Annotated in this window: 16 protein-coding genes; 10 read left to right on the top strand and 6 right to left on the bottom strand. The window is 61.7% G+C overall.

What is annotated here, in order from left to right; translation table 11 throughout:
* Window positions 1-14 precede the first annotated feature (14 nt).
* Both AACU78_RS11290 and AACU78_RS11285 read left to right on the top strand, forming a co-directional pair.
* Window positions 15-1,325, top strand: coding sequence for a dicarboxylate/amino acid:cation symporter (locus tag AACU78_RS11290; RefSeq protein ID WP_106580587.1), 1,311 nt, complete (start codon window positions 15-17; stop codon window positions 1,323-1,325).
* Between the two features lie 78 nt (window positions 1,326-1,403).
* Complete coding sequence (locus AACU78_RS11285; RefSeq protein WP_200625112.1) at window positions 1,404-2,318, top strand: LysR substrate-binding domain-containing protein; 915 nt, start codon at window positions 1,404-1,406, stop codon at window positions 2,316-2,318.
* Here the strand turns inward: AACU78_RS11285 and AACU78_RS11280 are convergent.
* The 6 genes from AACU78_RS11280 to leuC form a co-directional block, all read right to left on the bottom strand.
* The gene (locus AACU78_RS11280) at window positions 2,299-3,531 is read right to left on the bottom strand and encodes an MFS transporter (RefSeq protein ID WP_106580585.1); all 1,233 of its coding nucleotides are present in this window, start codon (window positions 3,529-3,531) and stop codon (window positions 2,299-2,301) included. The genes AACU78_RS11285 and AACU78_RS11280 overlap by 20 nt on opposite strands.
* Window positions 3,528-4,253 (bottom strand): 2OG-Fe dioxygenase family protein, encoded by a 726-nt coding sequence (locus tag AACU78_RS11275; protein ID WP_106580584.1) that lies wholly within the window; start codon window positions 4,251-4,253, stop codon window positions 3,528-3,530. Before AACU78_RS11275 ends, AACU78_RS11280 begins: the two co-directional genes overlap by 4 nt.
* A gap of 4 nt (window positions 4,254-4,257) precedes the next feature.
* On the bottom strand, window positions 4,258-5,628 hold the full coding sequence (locus tag AACU78_RS11270) for an ATP-grasp domain-containing protein (RefSeq protein ID WP_256587074.1): 1,371 nt from the start codon (window positions 5,626-5,628) through the stop codon (window positions 4,258-4,260).
* Between the two features lie 20 nt (window positions 5,629-5,648).
* Window positions 5,649-6,803 carry a KamA family radical SAM protein gene (locus tag AACU78_RS11265; RefSeq protein ID WP_106580583.1) on the bottom strand — a complete coding sequence of 385 codons (1,155 nt, stop codon included), beginning with the start codon at window positions 6,801-6,803 and terminating at the stop codon, window positions 5,649-5,651.
* Between the two features lie 427 nt (window positions 6,804-7,230).
* Entirely contained in the window at window positions 7,231-7,845 is a 615-nt protein-coding gene (leuD, locus tag AACU78_RS11260; RefSeq protein ID WP_106580582.1) for a 3-isopropylmalate dehydratase small subunit, read from the bottom strand.
* On the bottom strand, window positions 7,842-9,260 hold the full coding sequence (leuC, locus tag AACU78_RS11255; RefSeq protein WP_106580581.1) for a 3-isopropylmalate dehydratase large subunit: 1,419 nt from the start codon (window positions 9,258-9,260) through the stop codon (window positions 7,842-7,844). Before leuC ends, leuD begins: the two co-directional genes overlap by 4 nt.
* A gap of 290 nt (window positions 9,261-9,550) precedes the next feature.
* On the opposite strand from leuC, the gene AACU78_RS11250 reads away from it, so the two are divergent.
* The 8 genes from AACU78_RS11250 to AACU78_RS11215 are packed head-to-tail and all read left to right on the top strand — an operon-like array spanning window position 9,551 to window position 15,705.
* The gene (locus AACU78_RS11250) at window positions 9,551-10,750 is read left to right on the top strand and encodes a PepSY-associated TM helix domain-containing protein (RefSeq protein WP_106580580.1); all 1,200 of its coding nucleotides are present in this window, start codon (window positions 9,551-9,553) and stop codon (window positions 10,748-10,750) included.
* Complete coding sequence (locus AACU78_RS11245) at window positions 10,750-11,286, top strand: thiamine pyrophosphate-binding protein (protein ID WP_106580579.1); 537 nt, start codon at window positions 10,750-10,752, stop codon at window positions 11,284-11,286. Before AACU78_RS11250 ends, AACU78_RS11245 begins: the two co-directional genes overlap by 1 nt.
* Window positions 11,283-11,612, top strand: coding sequence for a hypothetical protein (locus AACU78_RS11240; protein ID WP_106580578.1), 330 nt, complete (start codon window positions 11,283-11,285; stop codon window positions 11,610-11,612). Before AACU78_RS11245 ends, AACU78_RS11240 begins: the two co-directional genes overlap by 4 nt.
* Window positions 11,609-12,169, top strand: coding sequence for a DUF6162 family protein (locus tag AACU78_RS11235; protein ID WP_106580577.1), 561 nt, complete (start codon window positions 11,609-11,611; stop codon window positions 12,167-12,169). The genes AACU78_RS11240 and AACU78_RS11235 overlap by 4 nt, the downstream gene beginning before the upstream one ends.
* Window positions 12,170-12,189: 20 nt before the next feature.
* On the top strand, window positions 12,190-13,110 hold the full coding sequence (locus AACU78_RS11230; protein WP_106580576.1) for a metal ABC transporter substrate-binding protein: 921 nt from the start codon (window positions 12,190-12,192) through the stop codon (window positions 13,108-13,110).
* Window positions 13,107-13,853: a metal ABC transporter ATP-binding protein gene (locus AACU78_RS11225; RefSeq protein WP_106580575.1), complete on the top strand. Its 747-nt coding sequence runs from the start codon at window positions 13,107-13,109 to the stop codon at window positions 13,851-13,853. Before AACU78_RS11230 ends, AACU78_RS11225 begins: the two co-directional genes overlap by 4 nt.
* Entirely contained in the window at window positions 13,850-14,749 is a 900-nt protein-coding gene (locus tag AACU78_RS11220) for a metal ABC transporter permease (RefSeq protein WP_106580574.1), read from the top strand. Before AACU78_RS11225 ends, AACU78_RS11220 begins: the two co-directional genes overlap by 4 nt.
* Window positions 14,749-15,705: a metal ABC transporter substrate-binding protein gene (locus AACU78_RS11215; protein ID WP_106580573.1), complete on the top strand. Its 957-nt coding sequence runs from the start codon at window positions 14,749-14,751 to the stop codon at window positions 15,703-15,705. The genes AACU78_RS11220 and AACU78_RS11215 overlap by 1 nt, the downstream gene beginning before the upstream one ends.
* The last annotated feature ends 103 nt before the right edge of the window (window positions 15,706-15,808 follow it).

The raw sequence follows: 15,808 nt of genomic DNA, 5'->3' as shown, positions 1-15,808 counted from the left end.
TTGAGATAATAACAATGACACTCAAAAAACTGCTGGGAACCCTGTATGTGCAGGTGCTCATCGCTATCGCGCTGGGTGTGTTGATCGGCCATCAATGGCCGCAAGTCGGCATCGACCTCAAGCCCTTGGGCGACGGGTTTATCAAGCTGATCAAGATGATCATCGGCCCGATCATCTTCTGCACGGTGGTCTCCGGCATCACCAGCATGCACGATGTGAAACAGGTCGGTCGGGTCGGCGGCAAGGCGCTGTTGTACTTCGAAATCGTCTCCAGCATTGCCTTGCTGATCGGCATTCTCTCTGCACACCTGCTGCACCCCGGCGTGGGCTTCAACATCGATGTGAAGACCCTGGACAGTTCGGCCATCGCCGGTTTCGTCGGCCAGGCGCAGCACAGTGAAGGCGTCACCGGCTTTCTGCTGAATGTTATCCCGGGCACGTTTTTCGACGCTTTCGCCAAGGGCGAGATCCTGCCGGTACTGTTTATTTCCGTATTGTTCGGCCTGGGCCTGGTAATGGTCGGCGAAAAGGCACGGCCGCTGGTGAGCATGATCAACCAGGCCAGCGAGGTGTTTTTCCGCATCGTCGGCATGATCAGCCGCGTCGCCCCGATCGGCGCCTTCGGCGCCATTGCCTTTACCATCGGCAAGTACGGCGTGGGCTCGCTGCTGCCGCTGCTGAAGCTGGTCGGCACCTTCTACCTCACCGCGTTCTTCTTTGTCGCAGTGGTGCTGGGCAGCATCGCGCGTTACGCCGGTTTCAGCATTTTCAAACTGATGGGCTATATCAAGTCGGAGCTGTTGATCGTACTCGGCACCAGCTCCTCGGAATCGGCGCTGCCGCAACTGATCCAGAAACTTGAAAGCCTGGGTGCCTCCAAAGGTGTGGTGGGCATCGTGGTGCCTACCGGCTACACCTTCAACCTCGACGGCACCAACATCTATATGACCCTGGCCGTGCTGTTCCTGGCCCAGGCGACCAATACACACCTGCCGCTGGAACAACAACTGACCTTGCTGGCGGTGGCCATGCTCACCTCCAAGGGCGCCGGTGCAGTGGTCGGCGCCGGCTTCGTGGCATTGGCCGCCAGCCTGGCGGTGGTGCCAACGGTGCCGGTGGCGGCGATGGTGTTGATCCTGGGCGTTGACCGCTTCATGGCTGAATGCCGCTCGCTGACCAATATCATCGGCAACGCCGTCGCAGCCCTGGTGGTGGCGGCGTGGGAAGGTGAGCTGGATCGCGAGAAAATGGCGCCCATCGCCCTCAAGCGCGGCCGCCATGCGCGGGCGGCCCAGGCGGCACAGGCGAAGATCGCTGCCGAATAAGCAATAACGCCCGGGCGTGCCGGAAGGCGCGCCGATCCGGTGCTATTCTGGCGGCTCATGCCGCCACGTCTGTTTCTGATGACCCATAAGAAAGATACCGTGCCCCTACCCGAAGACCTGCGGGTGTTCCTGACCGTGATCCGCAAGGCTGGCTTTGCCGCCGCCGCCGATGAACTGGGGCTGTCGCCTGCGTATGTCAGCAAGCGCATCCAGATCCTCGAAACCACTTTGGCCACGCGCCTGCTGCACCGTACCAGCCGCCGCATCGCCTTGACCGAAGACGGTGAGCGGGTGCAGCGCTGGGCCGTGCGCATCCTCGAAGATTTTCAGCAACTGGCCGATGAGCTGTCTGACGCCCACGACAGCCCGCGTGGCCACCTGCACCTGTGCAGCAGCTTCGGTTTTGGTCGTAACCATGTGGCGCCGGCCCTGTCCTTGTTGGCCGAGCAATACCCGGACCTGGAAATTCGCCTGGACCTGTTTGACCGCGTGGTGGATATCGTCAGCGAGGGCTTTGACCTGGAAATTCGCGTAGGCGATGACATCCCCGGCCAGCATATCGGCCGACGCCTGGTGAGCAATCGCCGGGTGCTGTGCGCCGCGCCGTCCTACCTCAAGCGGCGCGGCACACCGCAGCAATTGAGTGACCTGGAGCAGCACGACTGCCTGGTGCTCAAGGAGCGCGACAACGCCTTCGGCATCTGGAACCTGGAGCGCGATGGCGCCCCTGAAAGCGTGCGCGTACGCGGACCGCTGTCCTCCAACAACGGCGAGATCGTGTTGCAATGGGCGCTGGATGGGCGCGGCGTATTGCTGCGCTCGATGTGGGATGTGAAGCCACTGCTGGAACAAGGCAAACTGGTGCAGGTGCTGCACGACTGCACCCAGAGTGCCAACGTGTGGGCGGTATACCCGACACGGTTGGCCTACTCCGGGAAATTAAGAGCCTGCGTGGAGTTTTTGCAGGAGCACTTCAAGGGCTTGTCGATCTGACGCTCCGGTGGGCGCTGTAACCCAGCCACACCGTCATGACCAGCAACGCGGTCAGCGGCAGACCATGGAACAACACAATCACCTGGGCCGGCGTCCACGTCAGGTAGAACGGCCCTACCACCAGCATGCCCACACCGAAGCCGGCCATCTGGATCAGGGTCAACAGGCTGAACAGCGGCAAGCGCAGGCTATCGGGCTCGCTTTGCGCGCGTGAGACCAACGCCACCTCGGACACACCATCGCCCAGCCCGGCCCACACCACCAGCAGCAGCGCCAGCCACAGCTCGGTTTGCTGGAAGGTCAGGATAAAGCCACTGGACATCAGCGCCACGCCCAGCATGAACAGGCGCTCCATGGCCTGAGTGCCGCGGCCCTTCAACAGCGCACTGGCAATGCGCGCTCCGACAAACTTGCCGCACGCCCACACCGCCAGCAGATAGCCCATGACGGTTTTGGCGGTGTCCGGCGAAATGTACTGCGACAACACCGGCCAGCCGACGTTATGCGCGGCGCTGCCGAGGGTGTCGAGCATGCTGATCAACAACATCGCCGCCAGCACGGGTGCGCCGCGCAGGCCTTGGGTCAGCTCGCGCCATTCAGCCGCGAGCCCGCGGTGCACGGCAACGGCGATCGAGAACAACGCGCGCAACGGCAGGATCAGGCAGGCCGCCAAAACGTAGGTGCCAATGTTGACGGCAAACACCGCCTCGAATCCGCCCGTGGCAATCAACAAACCGGAGAGCAGGCTGCCGAACACCGCACCGGTCGCCGCCGCCGACGTGATCCACGCATTGGTGCTCACCCGCTGCTCAAGCGCGACCCAGGTGGGCAGCTGGCTGTTCAGGCCAATGGCAAACAGCGAGTTGCACAAGCCAATGCCAAACGCGATAAAGGGCAGCACGTTGAGCTGATGCGCCGGTATCAGCACCAACAGCGGCAACAGCAGCAATGCCCTGGCCAGGTCCAGCCCGGCCAGTGTGCTGCGCCCGGGAAAACGCCGAAAAAACGGAATGCCGAACAGGCTGGCGACAATCCCGCCGGTGACGCGGCACGCCAGAAACACACTGACAAACACCACGCTCTGGCTGAGCCAGTAAACGTAGGTGGACAGCGCCACCAGGTTGAGGAACGCGCCAAAATCCGACACGCCGCGGGCAAAGATGATCAAGCGGGCATTGCGCGTCGACAGGGTCAGCTGTGGATCATGGCTCATGCAGGTTGCGCCTCTTCGTCAGTCGGCACGCCGCGCAGGCTCACCAGCAGCACGTCGCGCCAGGCCGGCGCCGCATCGGCATGGGGCCGCACATCGCTGGCGCGATGGTAGAGCCCACGGTCGTTGATCACGATGGTTTCCAGAAACGCCTCCATCGCCAGGTTAAACACTCGGCTTTGCTCGGCCGGCGAGGTAAATACTTCCGAAACCACCGGCACCGTGTTGCTCTGGCCAATGAAGTGCATGAACACCCAGTCCAGGCCATCCTGGTGAATTCCCGAGGTGGTCGGACTGCTCGATTGCCCATCCGCGCAAACGCGGAACTGGTGGATATCGATCGTATAAGCCTGCTCCCCCAGGTGCGGAGCAATCACCGCAAGGTCGGTGGCCAACAACTTCTGCATCAGCGGGTGCTCGATAAAGCCGTCCTCGCAATAGCTCAAATGGTTCACGCCCTGCCGATAATTGACGGCGTAGGTGACCGGCGACGTGAACGCGGTGTTGCGGTCAAGCTGCAACTGCCGCGAAGGCAATAGACGATAGCGCAGGATGCGGCGCTCGCGGTGGGTGTATGCCTTGAATGCCTCGTCCCGCACCAGATTGGCCCAGTAGGCTCGAAAGCTCTGCTCTTGCCCGGGCTCAACGCCGATCAACGCGCCGTAGTCTCGACGGTGGCAGTAGTGATGGTCGCGCAAATGCGCAGAGATCTTTGGGATGTCCATAGCGCTAAACCTTATTCTCGATGATCACGTGCAGGTTGTGCCTGATCGCGTCATGCAAGGCGTAAGCGTCGGCGGCATCGTCGACCTTGGCCCAGCACTTGAGCAAATAGTGCTCCTCGATATCGGCGTCGAGGCAGTGGCCGGCGTCCAGTTGCGCGTACTCCAGCACGGCGGCGTGGTGATCGAGAAACTGCACGCCCTCAATCCCCTTGAAGCGGCCACTGTGCTCCGGGTAAATCGCCAGCATCGCGTAGTGCTGGCTGCCGTTGGCGACCTTGTGCGCGCCGGCCTCCAGTTGCGCGTTAACCCCCGGCTCGCCCAGCAGCAGCGACATATACAGCTGGTAGGGATTGATCGCGGCCAGGTCTCGGAACGCCGCGTTGACATACAGCCCGCCCACGCGCGGGTTGATCTCAATGACCACGGGGCCTTGATCGGTCATGCGAAATTCGAAATGCACCACCGCGCTGGTCAGCCCGACCGCGCGCAGGCATGCCGTGGCGTACGTGCGGATCTGCTCGCACTGCTCGGCCGTGAAAGAGGTAGGCGGAGAAATCAGCAGGTTCTCCAGCACGGTGCCGCTGCGCTCGGTCAGCATGAGTTTCTCGTTGATCAGCAGCGCGTGGATGCGCTCGCCGACAACCACGCATTCCACGCTGCCTTCAATGCCCGGGATATAGCCTTCCAGCAGGATGCTACGCCCCGGAAGGTACTCGCGCGCCTGACCGTCGACTGCCGGCAAACGGTGCGCGCAACCGTAGAAATCCGCGTAAGCCGCCGCGCCGTGGCCGCTCACGAACTGCGCGTAATGGCTGCGCAACTGCGCCCAGTTGGAGCACTTCTTGATAAAGGCCGACGCACCGCCAAAAGGCGGTTTGGCAATGAGCGGATAGCCCACCCGCTCGGCACCTGCCTGAAGCTCCTGCTCGTTATTGCACAGTGCAAACGGCACCGAGCGCAGCCCGTGCTTTTGCAGCACGCTGCGCATCAGGTACTTGTTATTGCACGCGGCAATCGCCTGCGCACAGCTGTACACCAGCCCCAGGCGCTTGCAGGTGTTTGCAACGATGCAACCCACTTCGCCCAATGCAGACGGGTGCCCGGCCTGGCAGAAAATCGCGCGAATCAGGTAACGCCCGTCCAGCCGGCCCACCAGGTCCAGAATCGACTGTTCGCTTAATGCCTCGAGCAGAAACACTTCATCACTGTCGTCGCGCAGTCGCTGCAGGTGATGACGCCCCGCGACCCCGGCGGTTAGACAGGCCAGGCCTTGTGCGCGGGCGACCGCAAAGTGCGGCTCGCGGTAGTTGTAACGCACCGAGGCACTGTCATCGACATCAATAAAAAGAACCGCCTCTTGCTTCATGACCATCATTGCCTCTTCCATGAGTTAATTCAGGCATCCTGCCAACTGCACCAGTGCCCTTCCCAATTACGAAAACGATAATGGCGCTGCCCCTCGTGCACTTCAAAATGTGGCAAGTCTTCAGGCTTTTCAAAGTCCAGCAACGGCACCGTAAACTTGCCTTGTGCGTGCGGCAGTACATATTCGGGCAGGGCAATGTTCGACACGCGCCGTTTGAGACGATCCATAATAGCGATCGCCTGGCTGATCGAGGCTTTATATTCGGACGCCCCCGGCGAAAACGGCATGAAGTGATACAAGTAATACGGTTTTACGCCCAGACGATAAAGATTAATAAAGAGTGTATGCAAGGTGGCTTCATCATCATTCACGCCGCGCAACAATGGCATGTTGGAGAACACGATCGGCACGGCACGCTGAATACGTTTAACCGCCGCCGCAAAATCAGCCGTCAGTTCAAGCGGGTGGCAAACATGCACCCCAAATGCGTTGACGTTGTACTTCTCGAGCATGGCCACCAATTCATCGGTTACCCGGAACGGGTTGAAACTCAACGCCCGTGAATGGATTCGAATCAGCAGGTCGTCGCGGATCGAACGCAACGCCGCGAGGTTTTCTTCGAGCTTGCGGTCAGCCAGCATCAACGGGTCACCGCCGCTGAGGATCACTTCTTCAATGGCCGGGTTGCCGCGGATGTACGCCACCGAATCCTTGAACGAGTCGGTGCTGGCGTTGGCCTTCTCCGTGCCGACCTGCAAGGTGCGCAGTGCCTCAAAGCAAAATTGGCAATAGGCATTGCAGGTGTTGGTCATGCGCAGGATCACGCGGTTGTCGTACTTGTGCTGGCAAATGGGCGTTTTCATCTCATGCCCGAGTTCCCAGTTCTCCGACGTTCCGTCGTAATCGCCCGCCACCTGCTCGCTCCAGTACGGCACCACCTGGCGCCACAGCGGATGGTCGGTAATCGGGCCGCTGGTGAGTGAGCGCTTGATCAGATCAATGTAATAAGGCGTGATCTGCATCTTGCGGTCTTGCAAGTTGTGCTCGATATGCGCCGTTATTTCCTCACTCCATCCCCCGCAGGCAATGCGCAAGGCCGGTTCATCGCGCAGGGCGTGCTTTTGCTGCCAGCGCCAATCTTGCCATTGCACCGAGCGATGGGTGGCTTGATCAAAAATCGACATGAGTAGGTACTCTCTGTGTTTTAACTTATGTTATGGGCAAATAAGTACTTGCCGTCCCGGACCGGAACAACATTACTATCTGCAACAAAGACAACTGTTTACAGGCGAGCGCGTGCAATCAGGTTATTAACGTGATCACCGACACCCAGGAGACATAACCACTCACTCAACGGCCATAGTATTAACTTCCCTTTCTTATAATGTGCTGACTTCCAAGCCAGCCCCCACTTAAGCCGATGGTCTGCGGGGTGTCAACCCAATACCCTTGTGGTTTTTCCGGGATTACTCTTTCAACTGGCCACACCGCCTGTAATGGCGGGCGAAGCCGGCATTTAATGGCTGTTATTTGAAAAGTAAATAGCACACAAAAACGCCCTCTTAATTAAAAGAGGGCGCTGTGTTGGCTACTTATATAACTACGTGTTTATCAACTGAGCCAAGGGTTGGCAGCCAAATGTTCGCGTTCAAATGCTTTGATTTGCTCACTGCGCTGCAACGTGCTGCCAATCGCATCCAGGCCCAGCAGCAACGCGGTCTTGCGCAAGGTGTCGATCTGAAACGCAATGACCCGGCCATCCGCCAGACAAATTTGCTGAGCCTCCAGGTCGACACTGATCTGCGCCTGGTCCGCCTGGCTGACAGCCTGTCCGAGTGTGTGCACCTGCGCGTCGTCCAGGGTGATGAGCAACACCCCGTTGCGCTGGCAGTTGTCATAAAAGATCCCGGCAAAACTGCTGCCGATCAGCGCGCGAATGCCCATTTGTTTCAAGCCCCACACCGCGTGCTCGCGGCTGGAACCGCAGCCAAAGTTGGGCCCGACGACCATGAAGCGTGCGCCCTGCCAGCCCGGCTGGTTCAACACGAACGCGGGGTTGGGCTCGCCGGACGCCAGAAAGCGCAGATCGAAGAACAGCCCCCGGTCCAGGCCGCTGCGGTCGATGCCTTTGAGAAACTGCTTGGGCATGATCACGTCGGTGTCGATATTGGCGGCCAGCATCGGCGCGGCCTTGCCGGTGACCACAGTAAAAGGTTGCAGGCTCATGCACGGTCTCCAAAGTGGCGAATATCAGTGAGGCGGCCGGTGATCGCGGCAGCGGCGACCATTGCCGGGCTCATCAGGTGCGTGCGTGCGCCGGCGCCCTGGCGGCCTTCAAAGTTGCGATTGGTGCTGGACGCACAGCGGTCGCCGGGGGCCAGCACATCGTCGTTCATCGCCAGGCACATCGAGCAGCCGGACTGGCGCCACTCGAAGCCGGCGTCGATAAAGATCGCCGCCAACCCTTCGGCCTCGGCCTGGTCGCGCACCTCGGTGGAGCCGGGCACGATCATCGCCCGTACGTGCTCGGCCACGTGTTTGCCGCGCACCACGCTGGCGGCGTCGCGCAGGTCTTCGATGCGGGCATTGGTGCAGGAGCCGATAAACGCATGGCTGATGACGATGTCGCTCAGCGGCATGCCGGCTTCCAGGCCCATGTAGTTGAGGGCACGGCGCATGTCCTGGCGCAGGATCAGGTCGCTGACGTCCTGCGGGTCGGGCACGCGGGCGCCAATGGGGGCAGCCTGGTCGGGGCTGGTGCCCCAGGTGACCATGGGTTCCAGGGTGGTGGCATCCAGGTACACCTCCTGGTCGAACACGGCGTCGGCGTCCGAATGCAATTGGCGCCAGTCCACCACGGCCTGCTCCCATAACTCGCCCTTCGGCGCGCGGGGCTTGCCCTTGAGGTAGCTGAAGACTTTTTCGTCCGGCGCCATGAAGGCGCCGCGCGCACCGGCTTCGACCGCCATGTTGCAGATGGTCATGCGTGCCTCGACGCTCAACGCGTCGATGGTGGAACCGCGAAATTCGATGGCGTAGCCGGTGGCTCCGGAGGCACCGATCTTGCCGATCAAGGCCATGATGACGTCCTTGGACGTGAGGCCTGGCGCCAGGTCGCCTTCAACCGTCACGCGCATGCTTTTCAGGCGTTTGTAGACCAGCGTCTGCGAGGCCAGCAGGTGCTCGATTTCCGAAGTGCCGATGCCAAACCCGAATGCGCCGAGGGCGCCGTAGGTGGTGGTGTGGCTGTCGCCGGCGGCGATCACCATGCCCGGCAGGATAAAGCCCTGCTCCGGGGCGATCACATGCTCGATGCCTTGGCGTTTGTCGAGGATATCCAGCAGCTCGATGCCGAAATCGCGGCAGTTTTCTGCCAGGTACGAGACTTGCCGCGCCCCGCCTGCGTCGGGCATCGCCGCGATGCGCTTGGGCGTGGTGGGGTTTACATGGTCGACCACCGCCAGCGCCGTGCCGGGGCGCCACACCCCGCGGCCGGCGTCGCGCAGGCCGCTGAAGGCCTGGGGGCTGGTGTATTCGTTGATCACCTGGCGGTCTATATAAAGCAGGACATGGCCCTGGTCATCCAGGGGGCACACCGTGTGGGAATCGATGTGTTTGTCGTAGAGGGTTCTGGCGGTCATTTTTCTTAGGGCTCACGTTTCTTGAGGCGGGCTCAACGGTATAAATCCATCCTACGCAGCCCTTGGGCCCTATCAATGGCGACCGGGTGATGGCTTGGAACATGTTTCGTGTTCGATGAAGGCCTGCCAGCGCCTTGAATGGAAACCTGAAACATTTTCTTTCATATCCGGGTTAGGGATTTCCAAACCTCATCCGTCTTAACTTAGATACAGCCCGTCGCGTCAGCAAAAGCTACGACCGGCCTTTTCCGGGCCTCCTCCGCCCTCCTCCGATCAAGACCCGCATTCACATGTCGAAGAAGTCACGCTCAAAACTCTGGTTTCTCGTACACAGCTGGCTGGCATTGCCCATCTGGTTTTTTGTACTGATCGTCTGCGTCACCGGCACCCTGGCGGTGGTCAGCCAGGAAATCGTCTGGCTGGCCAACCCGGATATCCGCGCGAGCAAGCCGTCGGATGATGCCCACATGCTGAGCTTTGACCAGGTGATTGCTGCCATCAAGCGCGAAGAACCGCAGGTGATCGTGCAATCGATCATCCGCCCGGACGAAACGCACTTTGCGCTGAGTGTCGACCTCAGCTACCCGGACGGGCGTTCCGTGGAGGTTTACGTCAACCCGTACACCGGGGCGATCCAGGGCATCAGCCCGTCGTTCGATTTCAAGCAATTTACCCGCGCGCTGCATGGCTGGTGGCTGGTGCCGTTCACCAACGGCTTCAGCTGGGGCTGGTACCTGGTTTCGGCGCTCGGCCTGCCATTGCTGGCGTCGCTGGTCACCGGGCTGGTCGTCTACAAACGCTTCTGGAAAGGGTTTCTGCGCCCTACCCTGCGCATCCGCCACGGCGCGCGAATTTTCTGGGGCGACTTCCACCGCCTGAGTGGTATCTGGTCGATCTGGTTTATCGCGGTGATTTCCATCACCGGCACCTGGTTCTTGATCCAGGCGATTTTGGGGGACAACCAGATTTCCATCTCCAGCGAACCGATCGTCCCAGTGATTGCTCGCGAGAAAGTGCCGATGTCTGCGCCCGGCGTGCCGGCACCGAGGATCGCGCTGGACGAAGCCATCGAAATCGCCACCCAACGCATTCCAGGGCTGGACGCCACATTCGTGTTCCTGCCGCTCAACGCCTACAGCCACCTGCAAATCGGCGGGCGCGGCTGGTACCCGTTGATGTTCCAGACCGCTCAACTCAACCCCTACAGCGGTGAAATCGCGGTGTCGCACCTGCTCTCCGATCGCTCGACGCTGGAGTTCGTCACCGAATCCATGCGCCCGCTGCACACCGGCGACTTTGGCGGGCTGTGGATCAAGCTGATCTGGGCGTTCTTCGGCCTGGTGCTGAGCATGATGGTGTTGAGCGGCCTGCTGATCTGGACCAAGCGCACCGCGCTGGCCACCCTCAATGCCCTCAAGCGCGAAGCCAAGAACCAACGTGCGCCTGCTGCCGCTCCCGCCCTGCAGGCTGAAACCTCGGAGGCCAAATAATGAGCAAGGTCAGTGCAACACCGCCTTCGCCGCTGCGCGCCTTTTGGCTGAAATGGCGGTTCCATATCAACATCCTGCTGTTGCTGGTGCCGCTGGGGTTCATGCCCAAGTACTTTGCCGATGCCGCGTTGTTTCGCGGCGATACCGGCATTGGTGAGCGAGTGGTCGGTGACGTGCAGGTCGGGCCCTGGAGCCTGAAACTCGCCGAATTCCGCAATGAAGGCCCGCGTCCGGACCCGGCCGGCCCGATGAAATTCTTCAACGCTGCCCTGTGCGACACCTGCGCCGAGCAGGTCAAGGCCACCTACTTGCGTATCGGCAAGCCCCGCAGCCTGCGCGCCGCCGGAGTGATCTTCTTCGGCACGCCGTACCGCATGGGCGCCGCCCTGCCGGTGCCGGAACGCACGCCGGCCGACGCCGAACTGTGGATCACCATGGAAGGCTGGGACGGCACGATGCACCAGGGTTCCATCCCGCTGAGCCAGGCTTCGCCTGCCACCATTGCCTGGCTGAACAAGCAAGGAGTTAAACCATGACGTTGACGCGCCTGACCCGCGCCGGTGCAGCACTGTTGCTCTGCGCCGGTTTCAGTACCACCGCCCTCGCCCACAACCCGATGTGCGAATGCAAGGAAATCCCCGGCGAGCAGATCCAGTGCACCGGCGGTTTCTCCGACGGCAGCGGCGCCCCGGGCGTGACCCTGGACGTGATCGGCTACGACGAAACCATCCTGCTGCCCGGCAAGCTTGGCCAGGACTCGACCCTGACCTTCAAGAAGCCCGCCGCCGAGTTCTATGTGCTGTTTGACGCAGGCCCCGGTCACGTGGTGGAAATCGACCAAGCGGATATCCAGCCTCAATGAGCACCACACAAGTTGTACGCCCCGCCGGCGCCGGCCACGAAACCCTCTACGTGCTATTGCTGTGCCTGATCATCCTGGCGGTGGCCGGCTCGGTGATCGCCCTGCACGGTGAAACCCAGGAAGTTGCAGCGCTGCCCAGCCACCAGCTGGATGCACGCCGCGACCTCAGTGCCTCCGAGCAAGGCATCTACGCCGACCTGCGGGTGACTCTGGATGAGATCCAGCTGCTGCAACAGGAGCAAAGCGCCCTGCCGACGCCTGAACAATTGGCCGAAGAAGGGTTTGCGCCGTTTGCCCAGGACGCCAGTTCGGTCAGCCGTGGCGACCATCGCTGGCAAATGCTGGAGCCTTCGGCCTACTTGGGCGTGAGCCAGACGCCCAGCACCAGCGGCTCGCTGCTGATGCGCGTGCACGGCGCCGAGCCGGATATCTGGCTGAACCGCCAGGCCAATCTCGCCGCCCCTTCCGACCTCACTGACCAGGCGCTGATCGCGGCCGGCTGGCAACAGGTGGTCGCGCAATTCGATGCCGGCGTCACGCGCCAGCACCGTCACTGACCCGAGAAGACCGAGTGCCCATGTCCATTTCATCTCCCCTGCTGCGCCTGTTGCTGATCAGTCTGTTCAGTGTGTTGCTGGCGCCTTTGGCCAACGCCGAGGCGGCCAAACGCCTGCGCATCGGCATTACGCTGCACCCTTATTACAGCTACGTCACCAACATCGTCGGCGACAAGGCCGAGGTGGTGCCGTTGATCCCGGCCGGTTTCAACCCACACGCCTACGAGCCGCGCGCCGAAGACATCAAGCGCATCGGCACCCTCGACGTGATCGTGCTCAACGGCGTCGGCCATGACGATTTCGCCGACCGCATGATCGCCACCAGCGAGCGCCCGGACATCCCGGTGATCGAGGCCAACGCCAACGTGCCGCTGCTGGCCGCCACCGGCAATGCCGCGCGCGGTGCAGGCAAGGTGGTCAACCCGCACACCTTCCTGTCGATCAGCGCCTCGATTGCCCAGGTCAACAACATCGCCCGCGAGCTGGGCAAACTCGACCCGGACAACGCCAAGACCTACACCCAGAACGCCCGTGCGTACGGCAAGCGCCTGCGCCAGATGCGCGCCGACGCGCTGGCCAAGCTGACCAGCGCGCCCAACTCCGACCTGCGCGTGGCCACCGTGCATGCGGCCTACGACTACCTGCTGCGTGAGTTCGGCCTGGAAGTCACGGCGGTGGTCGAGCCTGCCCACGGCATCGAACCCAGCCCGAGCCAGTTGAAGAAGACCATCGACGAACTGCGTGCCCTGGACGTGAAGGTGATCTTTTCGGAGATGGATTTCCCGTCCACCTACGTCGAGACCATCCAGCGTGAATCCGGCGTGAAGCTGTACCCGCTGTCGCATATCTCCTACGGCGAATACACCCCTGAGAAGTACGAAGTGGAAATGACCGGCAACCTCAACACCGTGGTGCGGGCGATTCAGGAGTCCGGGGCATGACGGCGGCGGAACAACTGAAGGTGGCCAGCATTGGTCCGACAATCGAGTTCGACACGGTGTCGCTGACCCTGGGCCGCACCACCATTCTTGACGGTGTGAGCTTCCAGGTAGAGCCGGGCAGCATCCATGCATTGGTGGGCCCCAACGGCGGCGGTAAAAGCTCGCTGATCAAGACCCTGTTGGGGCAAATGCCGCACCAGGGCCACTTGCGCCTGCACTGGCAGGCCACGCCCGGCACCATCGGCTATGTACCGCAAGCGTTGGAGTTTGACCGTGGCTTGCCGATGACCGTCGACGACTTCATGGCCGCCATGTGTCAACGGCGCCCGGCGTTTCTCGGCCTGTCCAGGCACTACGCCGGGGCAATCGGCGAGGCGCTCGAACGGGTGGGCATGCAGGACAAACGTAAACGCCGCATGGGCGCGCTGTCGGGCGGTGAGCGTCAGCGCGTATTGCTGGCCCAGGGCCTGATTCCGGCTCCGCACCTGCTGGTGCTGGATGAACCGATGTCGGCGCTCGATGAAGCCGGCATCCAGGTCTTTGAACGCCTGCTGAATGACTGGCGCCTGGCCGGGATCACCGTGCTGTGGATCGAGCACGACCTTGAAGCTGTGGGCCGCCTGGCCGACCGCGTCACCGGCCTCAACCGTCGTGTGCTGTTCGACGCCACGCCAAAAGAAGCGCTGACCCCGGACCGCCTGCTGACCCTGTTCTCCACTCACCCCCGGAGCCCGGCACCATGAGTTATGAAGCGTTTCGTCTGATGGTCCAGGGCTGGGCCTCTTCCGGCTATCTGCCGGAAGCGCTGGCCTATGGGTTTGTGGTCAATGCCTTGCTCGCCGGTTTGCTGATCGGCCCGGTACTGGGCGGCCTGGGCACACTCGTGGTGGTCAAGCGCTTCGCGTTTTTCTCCGAAGCGGTCGGGCATGCCGCGCTGACCGGCGTGGCCGTGGGCATTCTGTTAGGTGAACCCTATACCGGGCCCTATGGTGCACTGTTCGGCTACTGCCTGCTGTTCGGCATCCTGCTCAATTACCTGCGCAACCGCACCGGCCTGGCGCCGGACACTTTGATCGGCGTGTTCCTCTCCGTGTCGCTGGCGTTGGGCGCGAGCCTGTTGCTGATTCTGGCGGGCAAGATCAACGTGCACATTCTGGAAAACGTGCTGTTTGGTTCGGTGCTGACGGTCAACGGCAATGATTTGCTGGTGCTGGCCGTGGTCGGCTCGCTGGTGATGGCGCTGGCGTTGCCGCTGTACAACCGCATCATGCTGGCCAGTTTCAACCCGCAACTGGCCGCCGTGCGCGGTGTGGCGGTGAAGACCCTGGACTACCTGTTCGTGATTCTGGTGACGTTGATCACCGTGGCGGCGGTCAAGGTCATCGGCGCGATCCTGGTGGGCGCCCTGCTGGTGATTCCAGCCGCGGCGGCGCGCCTGCTGAGCCAGTCGCTCAAAGGTTTTTTCTGGGTGTCGGTAGTGATCGCCACCGTGAGCACGCTGTGCGGCATCCTGCTGCCGATCATCTTCGACCTGCCTATTCCGTCCGGCGCCGCGATCATTCTGGTTGCCGGTATCGCTTTCGCCTTCGCCGCCATCGCGCGCGGCACCGTGCCCAGCCTCAAAGGGAATCTTGGATAATGCGCCCTTGTTTTCGCCCACTGGCCTTGGCCATCGCTTGTTTGGTCAGCACTTCGGCGCTGGCCGCCGTCGATGGTTTTAATCCCAACGACTTCAAAGTCAACCAAGGTCTCGGCCATGCCGCGCTGACCAAAGCAAAGAAGTCGGTCAAAGTCGTGGCCTCGTTGCCCATCACTTACGGCTTGGCCGAGGTACTGTTAAAAGGCACCGACGTGAAGCTTGAACGCGCCGCCCCTGCCAACCTGCCAGGTTCTCGGCAGGTGTCCTACTTCACCGGCCGTGGCGCGCAGACACTGAATACCCTCGCGTCGGACGCCGACGCCGCCATCGGCCTGCGCTCGTTGTGGCCGGATGACCCGCTGTATCCGGTGGCGCGGCGCAGCAATATCCGCATCGTCGAAATCGACGCTGCGCGCCCGGTGGACGGCGGCCTGCCGGGCATTGCCGTGCAACCAGGCAGCACCGACGGGCTGAACAGCCAGCCCTGGCAGTCAAGCAACAACATGGGGCGCATGGCCGATGTGATGGCCGCCGACCTGAGCCGGCTGGCGCCGAATGCCAAACCGACGATTGATGCCAACCTCGCCGCCCTCAAGCAACGCCTGCTCAAACTCAACGCCGACAGCGAAGCGCGCCTGGCGCAGGCCGATAACCTGAGCGTGGTCAGCCTGAGCGATCACTTTGCGTACCTGGTCAGCAGTCTGAACCTGGAAGTGGTCAGCACCGATGCACGGCCGGACGCCGACTGGACGCCCGAAGCGCTGCAGGGGTTAACCGCCCGCTTGAAGGACAGCGACGTGGCCGTGGTGCTGCACCATCGTCAACCGAGCGAAGCAGTGAAAGCAGCAGTGACGGCATCCGGTGCGCAGCTATTGGTGTTGAACGTCGACGGTGCGGACCCGGTGGCGGAGTTGGAAGGTAACGTGGATCAGGTGATCAAGACACTGATGCCATAGGCGAGCGATTCTTCAAGTCGATCTCGGTTCAAGTGTGGGAGCTGGCTTGCCTGCGATAGCATCAATGTTATTTGCCTGATGTACCGAGGCGCCTGCATCGCAG

Origin of the sequence: Pseudomonas sp. R9.37 (assembly GCF_963878885.1) — a bacterium.
In the GTDB taxonomy this organism is placed as follows: domain Bacteria; phylum Pseudomonadota; class Gammaproteobacteria; order Pseudomonadales; family Pseudomonadaceae; genus Aquipseudomonas.
The sequence above is the reverse complement of the archived record's forward strand: the minus strand, read 5'-3'. Positions and strand labels throughout refer to the sequence as shown.

What these genes read in the sequence shown, in the direction of transcription:
- AACU78_RS11290 (WP_106580587.1), top strand. Translation starts at nt 15, where the DNA reads ATGACACTCAAAAAACTGCTGGGAACCCTGTATGTGCAGGTGCTCATC.
- AACU78_RS11275 (WP_106580584.1), bottom strand. Translation starts at nt 4,253, where the DNA reads ATGGACATCCCAAAGATCTCTGCGCATTTGCGCGACCATCACTACTGC.
- AACU78_RS11240 (WP_106580578.1), top strand. Translation starts at nt 11,283, where the DNA reads ATGACGTTGACGCGCCTGACCCGCGCCGGTGCAGCACTGTTGCTCTGC.
- AACU78_RS11280 (WP_106580585.1), bottom strand. Translation starts at nt 3,531, where the DNA reads ATGAGCCATGATCCACAGCTGACCCTGTCGACGCGCAATGCCCGCTTG.
- AACU78_RS11250 (WP_106580580.1), top strand. Translation starts at nt 9,551, where the DNA reads ATGTCGAAGAAGTCACGCTCAAAACTCTGGTTTCTCGTACACAGCTGG.
- AACU78_RS11235 (WP_106580577.1), top strand. Translation starts at nt 11,609, where the DNA reads ATGAGCACCACACAAGTTGTACGCCCCGCCGGCGCCGGCCACGAAACC.
- AACU78_RS11270 (WP_256587074.1), bottom strand. Translation starts at nt 5,628, where the DNA reads ATGATGGTCATGAAGCAAGAGGCGGTTCTTTTTATTGATGTCGATGAC.
- AACU78_RS11220 (WP_106580574.1), top strand. Translation starts at nt 13,850, where the DNA reads ATGAGTTATGAAGCGTTTCGTCTGATGGTCCAGGGCTGGGCCTCTTCC.
- AACU78_RS11265 (WP_106580583.1), bottom strand. Translation starts at nt 6,803, where the DNA reads ATGTCGATTTTTGATCAAGCCACCCATCGCTCGGTGCAATGGCAAGAT.
- AACU78_RS11285 (WP_200625112.1), top strand. Translation starts at nt 1,404, where the DNA reads ATGACCCATAAGAAAGATACCGTGCCCCTACCCGAAGACCTGCGGGTG.
- leuD (WP_106580582.1), bottom strand. Translation starts at nt 7,845, where the DNA reads ATGAGCCTGCAACCTTTTACTGTGGTCACCGGCAAGGCCGCGCCGATG.
- AACU78_RS11225 (WP_106580575.1), top strand. Translation starts at nt 13,107, where the DNA reads ATGACGGCGGCGGAACAACTGAAGGTGGCCAGCATTGGTCCGACAATC.
- AACU78_RS11245 (WP_106580579.1), top strand. Translation starts at nt 10,750, where the DNA reads ATGAGCAAGGTCAGTGCAACACCGCCTTCGCCGCTGCGCGCCTTTTGG.
- AACU78_RS11230 (WP_106580576.1), top strand. Translation starts at nt 12,190, where the DNA reads ATGTCCATTTCATCTCCCCTGCTGCGCCTGTTGCTGATCAGTCTGTTC.
- AACU78_RS11215 (WP_106580573.1), top strand. Translation starts at nt 14,749, where the DNA reads ATGCGCCCTTGTTTTCGCCCACTGGCCTTGGCCATCGCTTGTTTGGTC.
- leuC (WP_106580581.1), bottom strand. Translation starts at nt 9,260, where the DNA reads ATGACCGCCAGAACCCTCTACGACAAACACATCGATTCCCACACGGTG.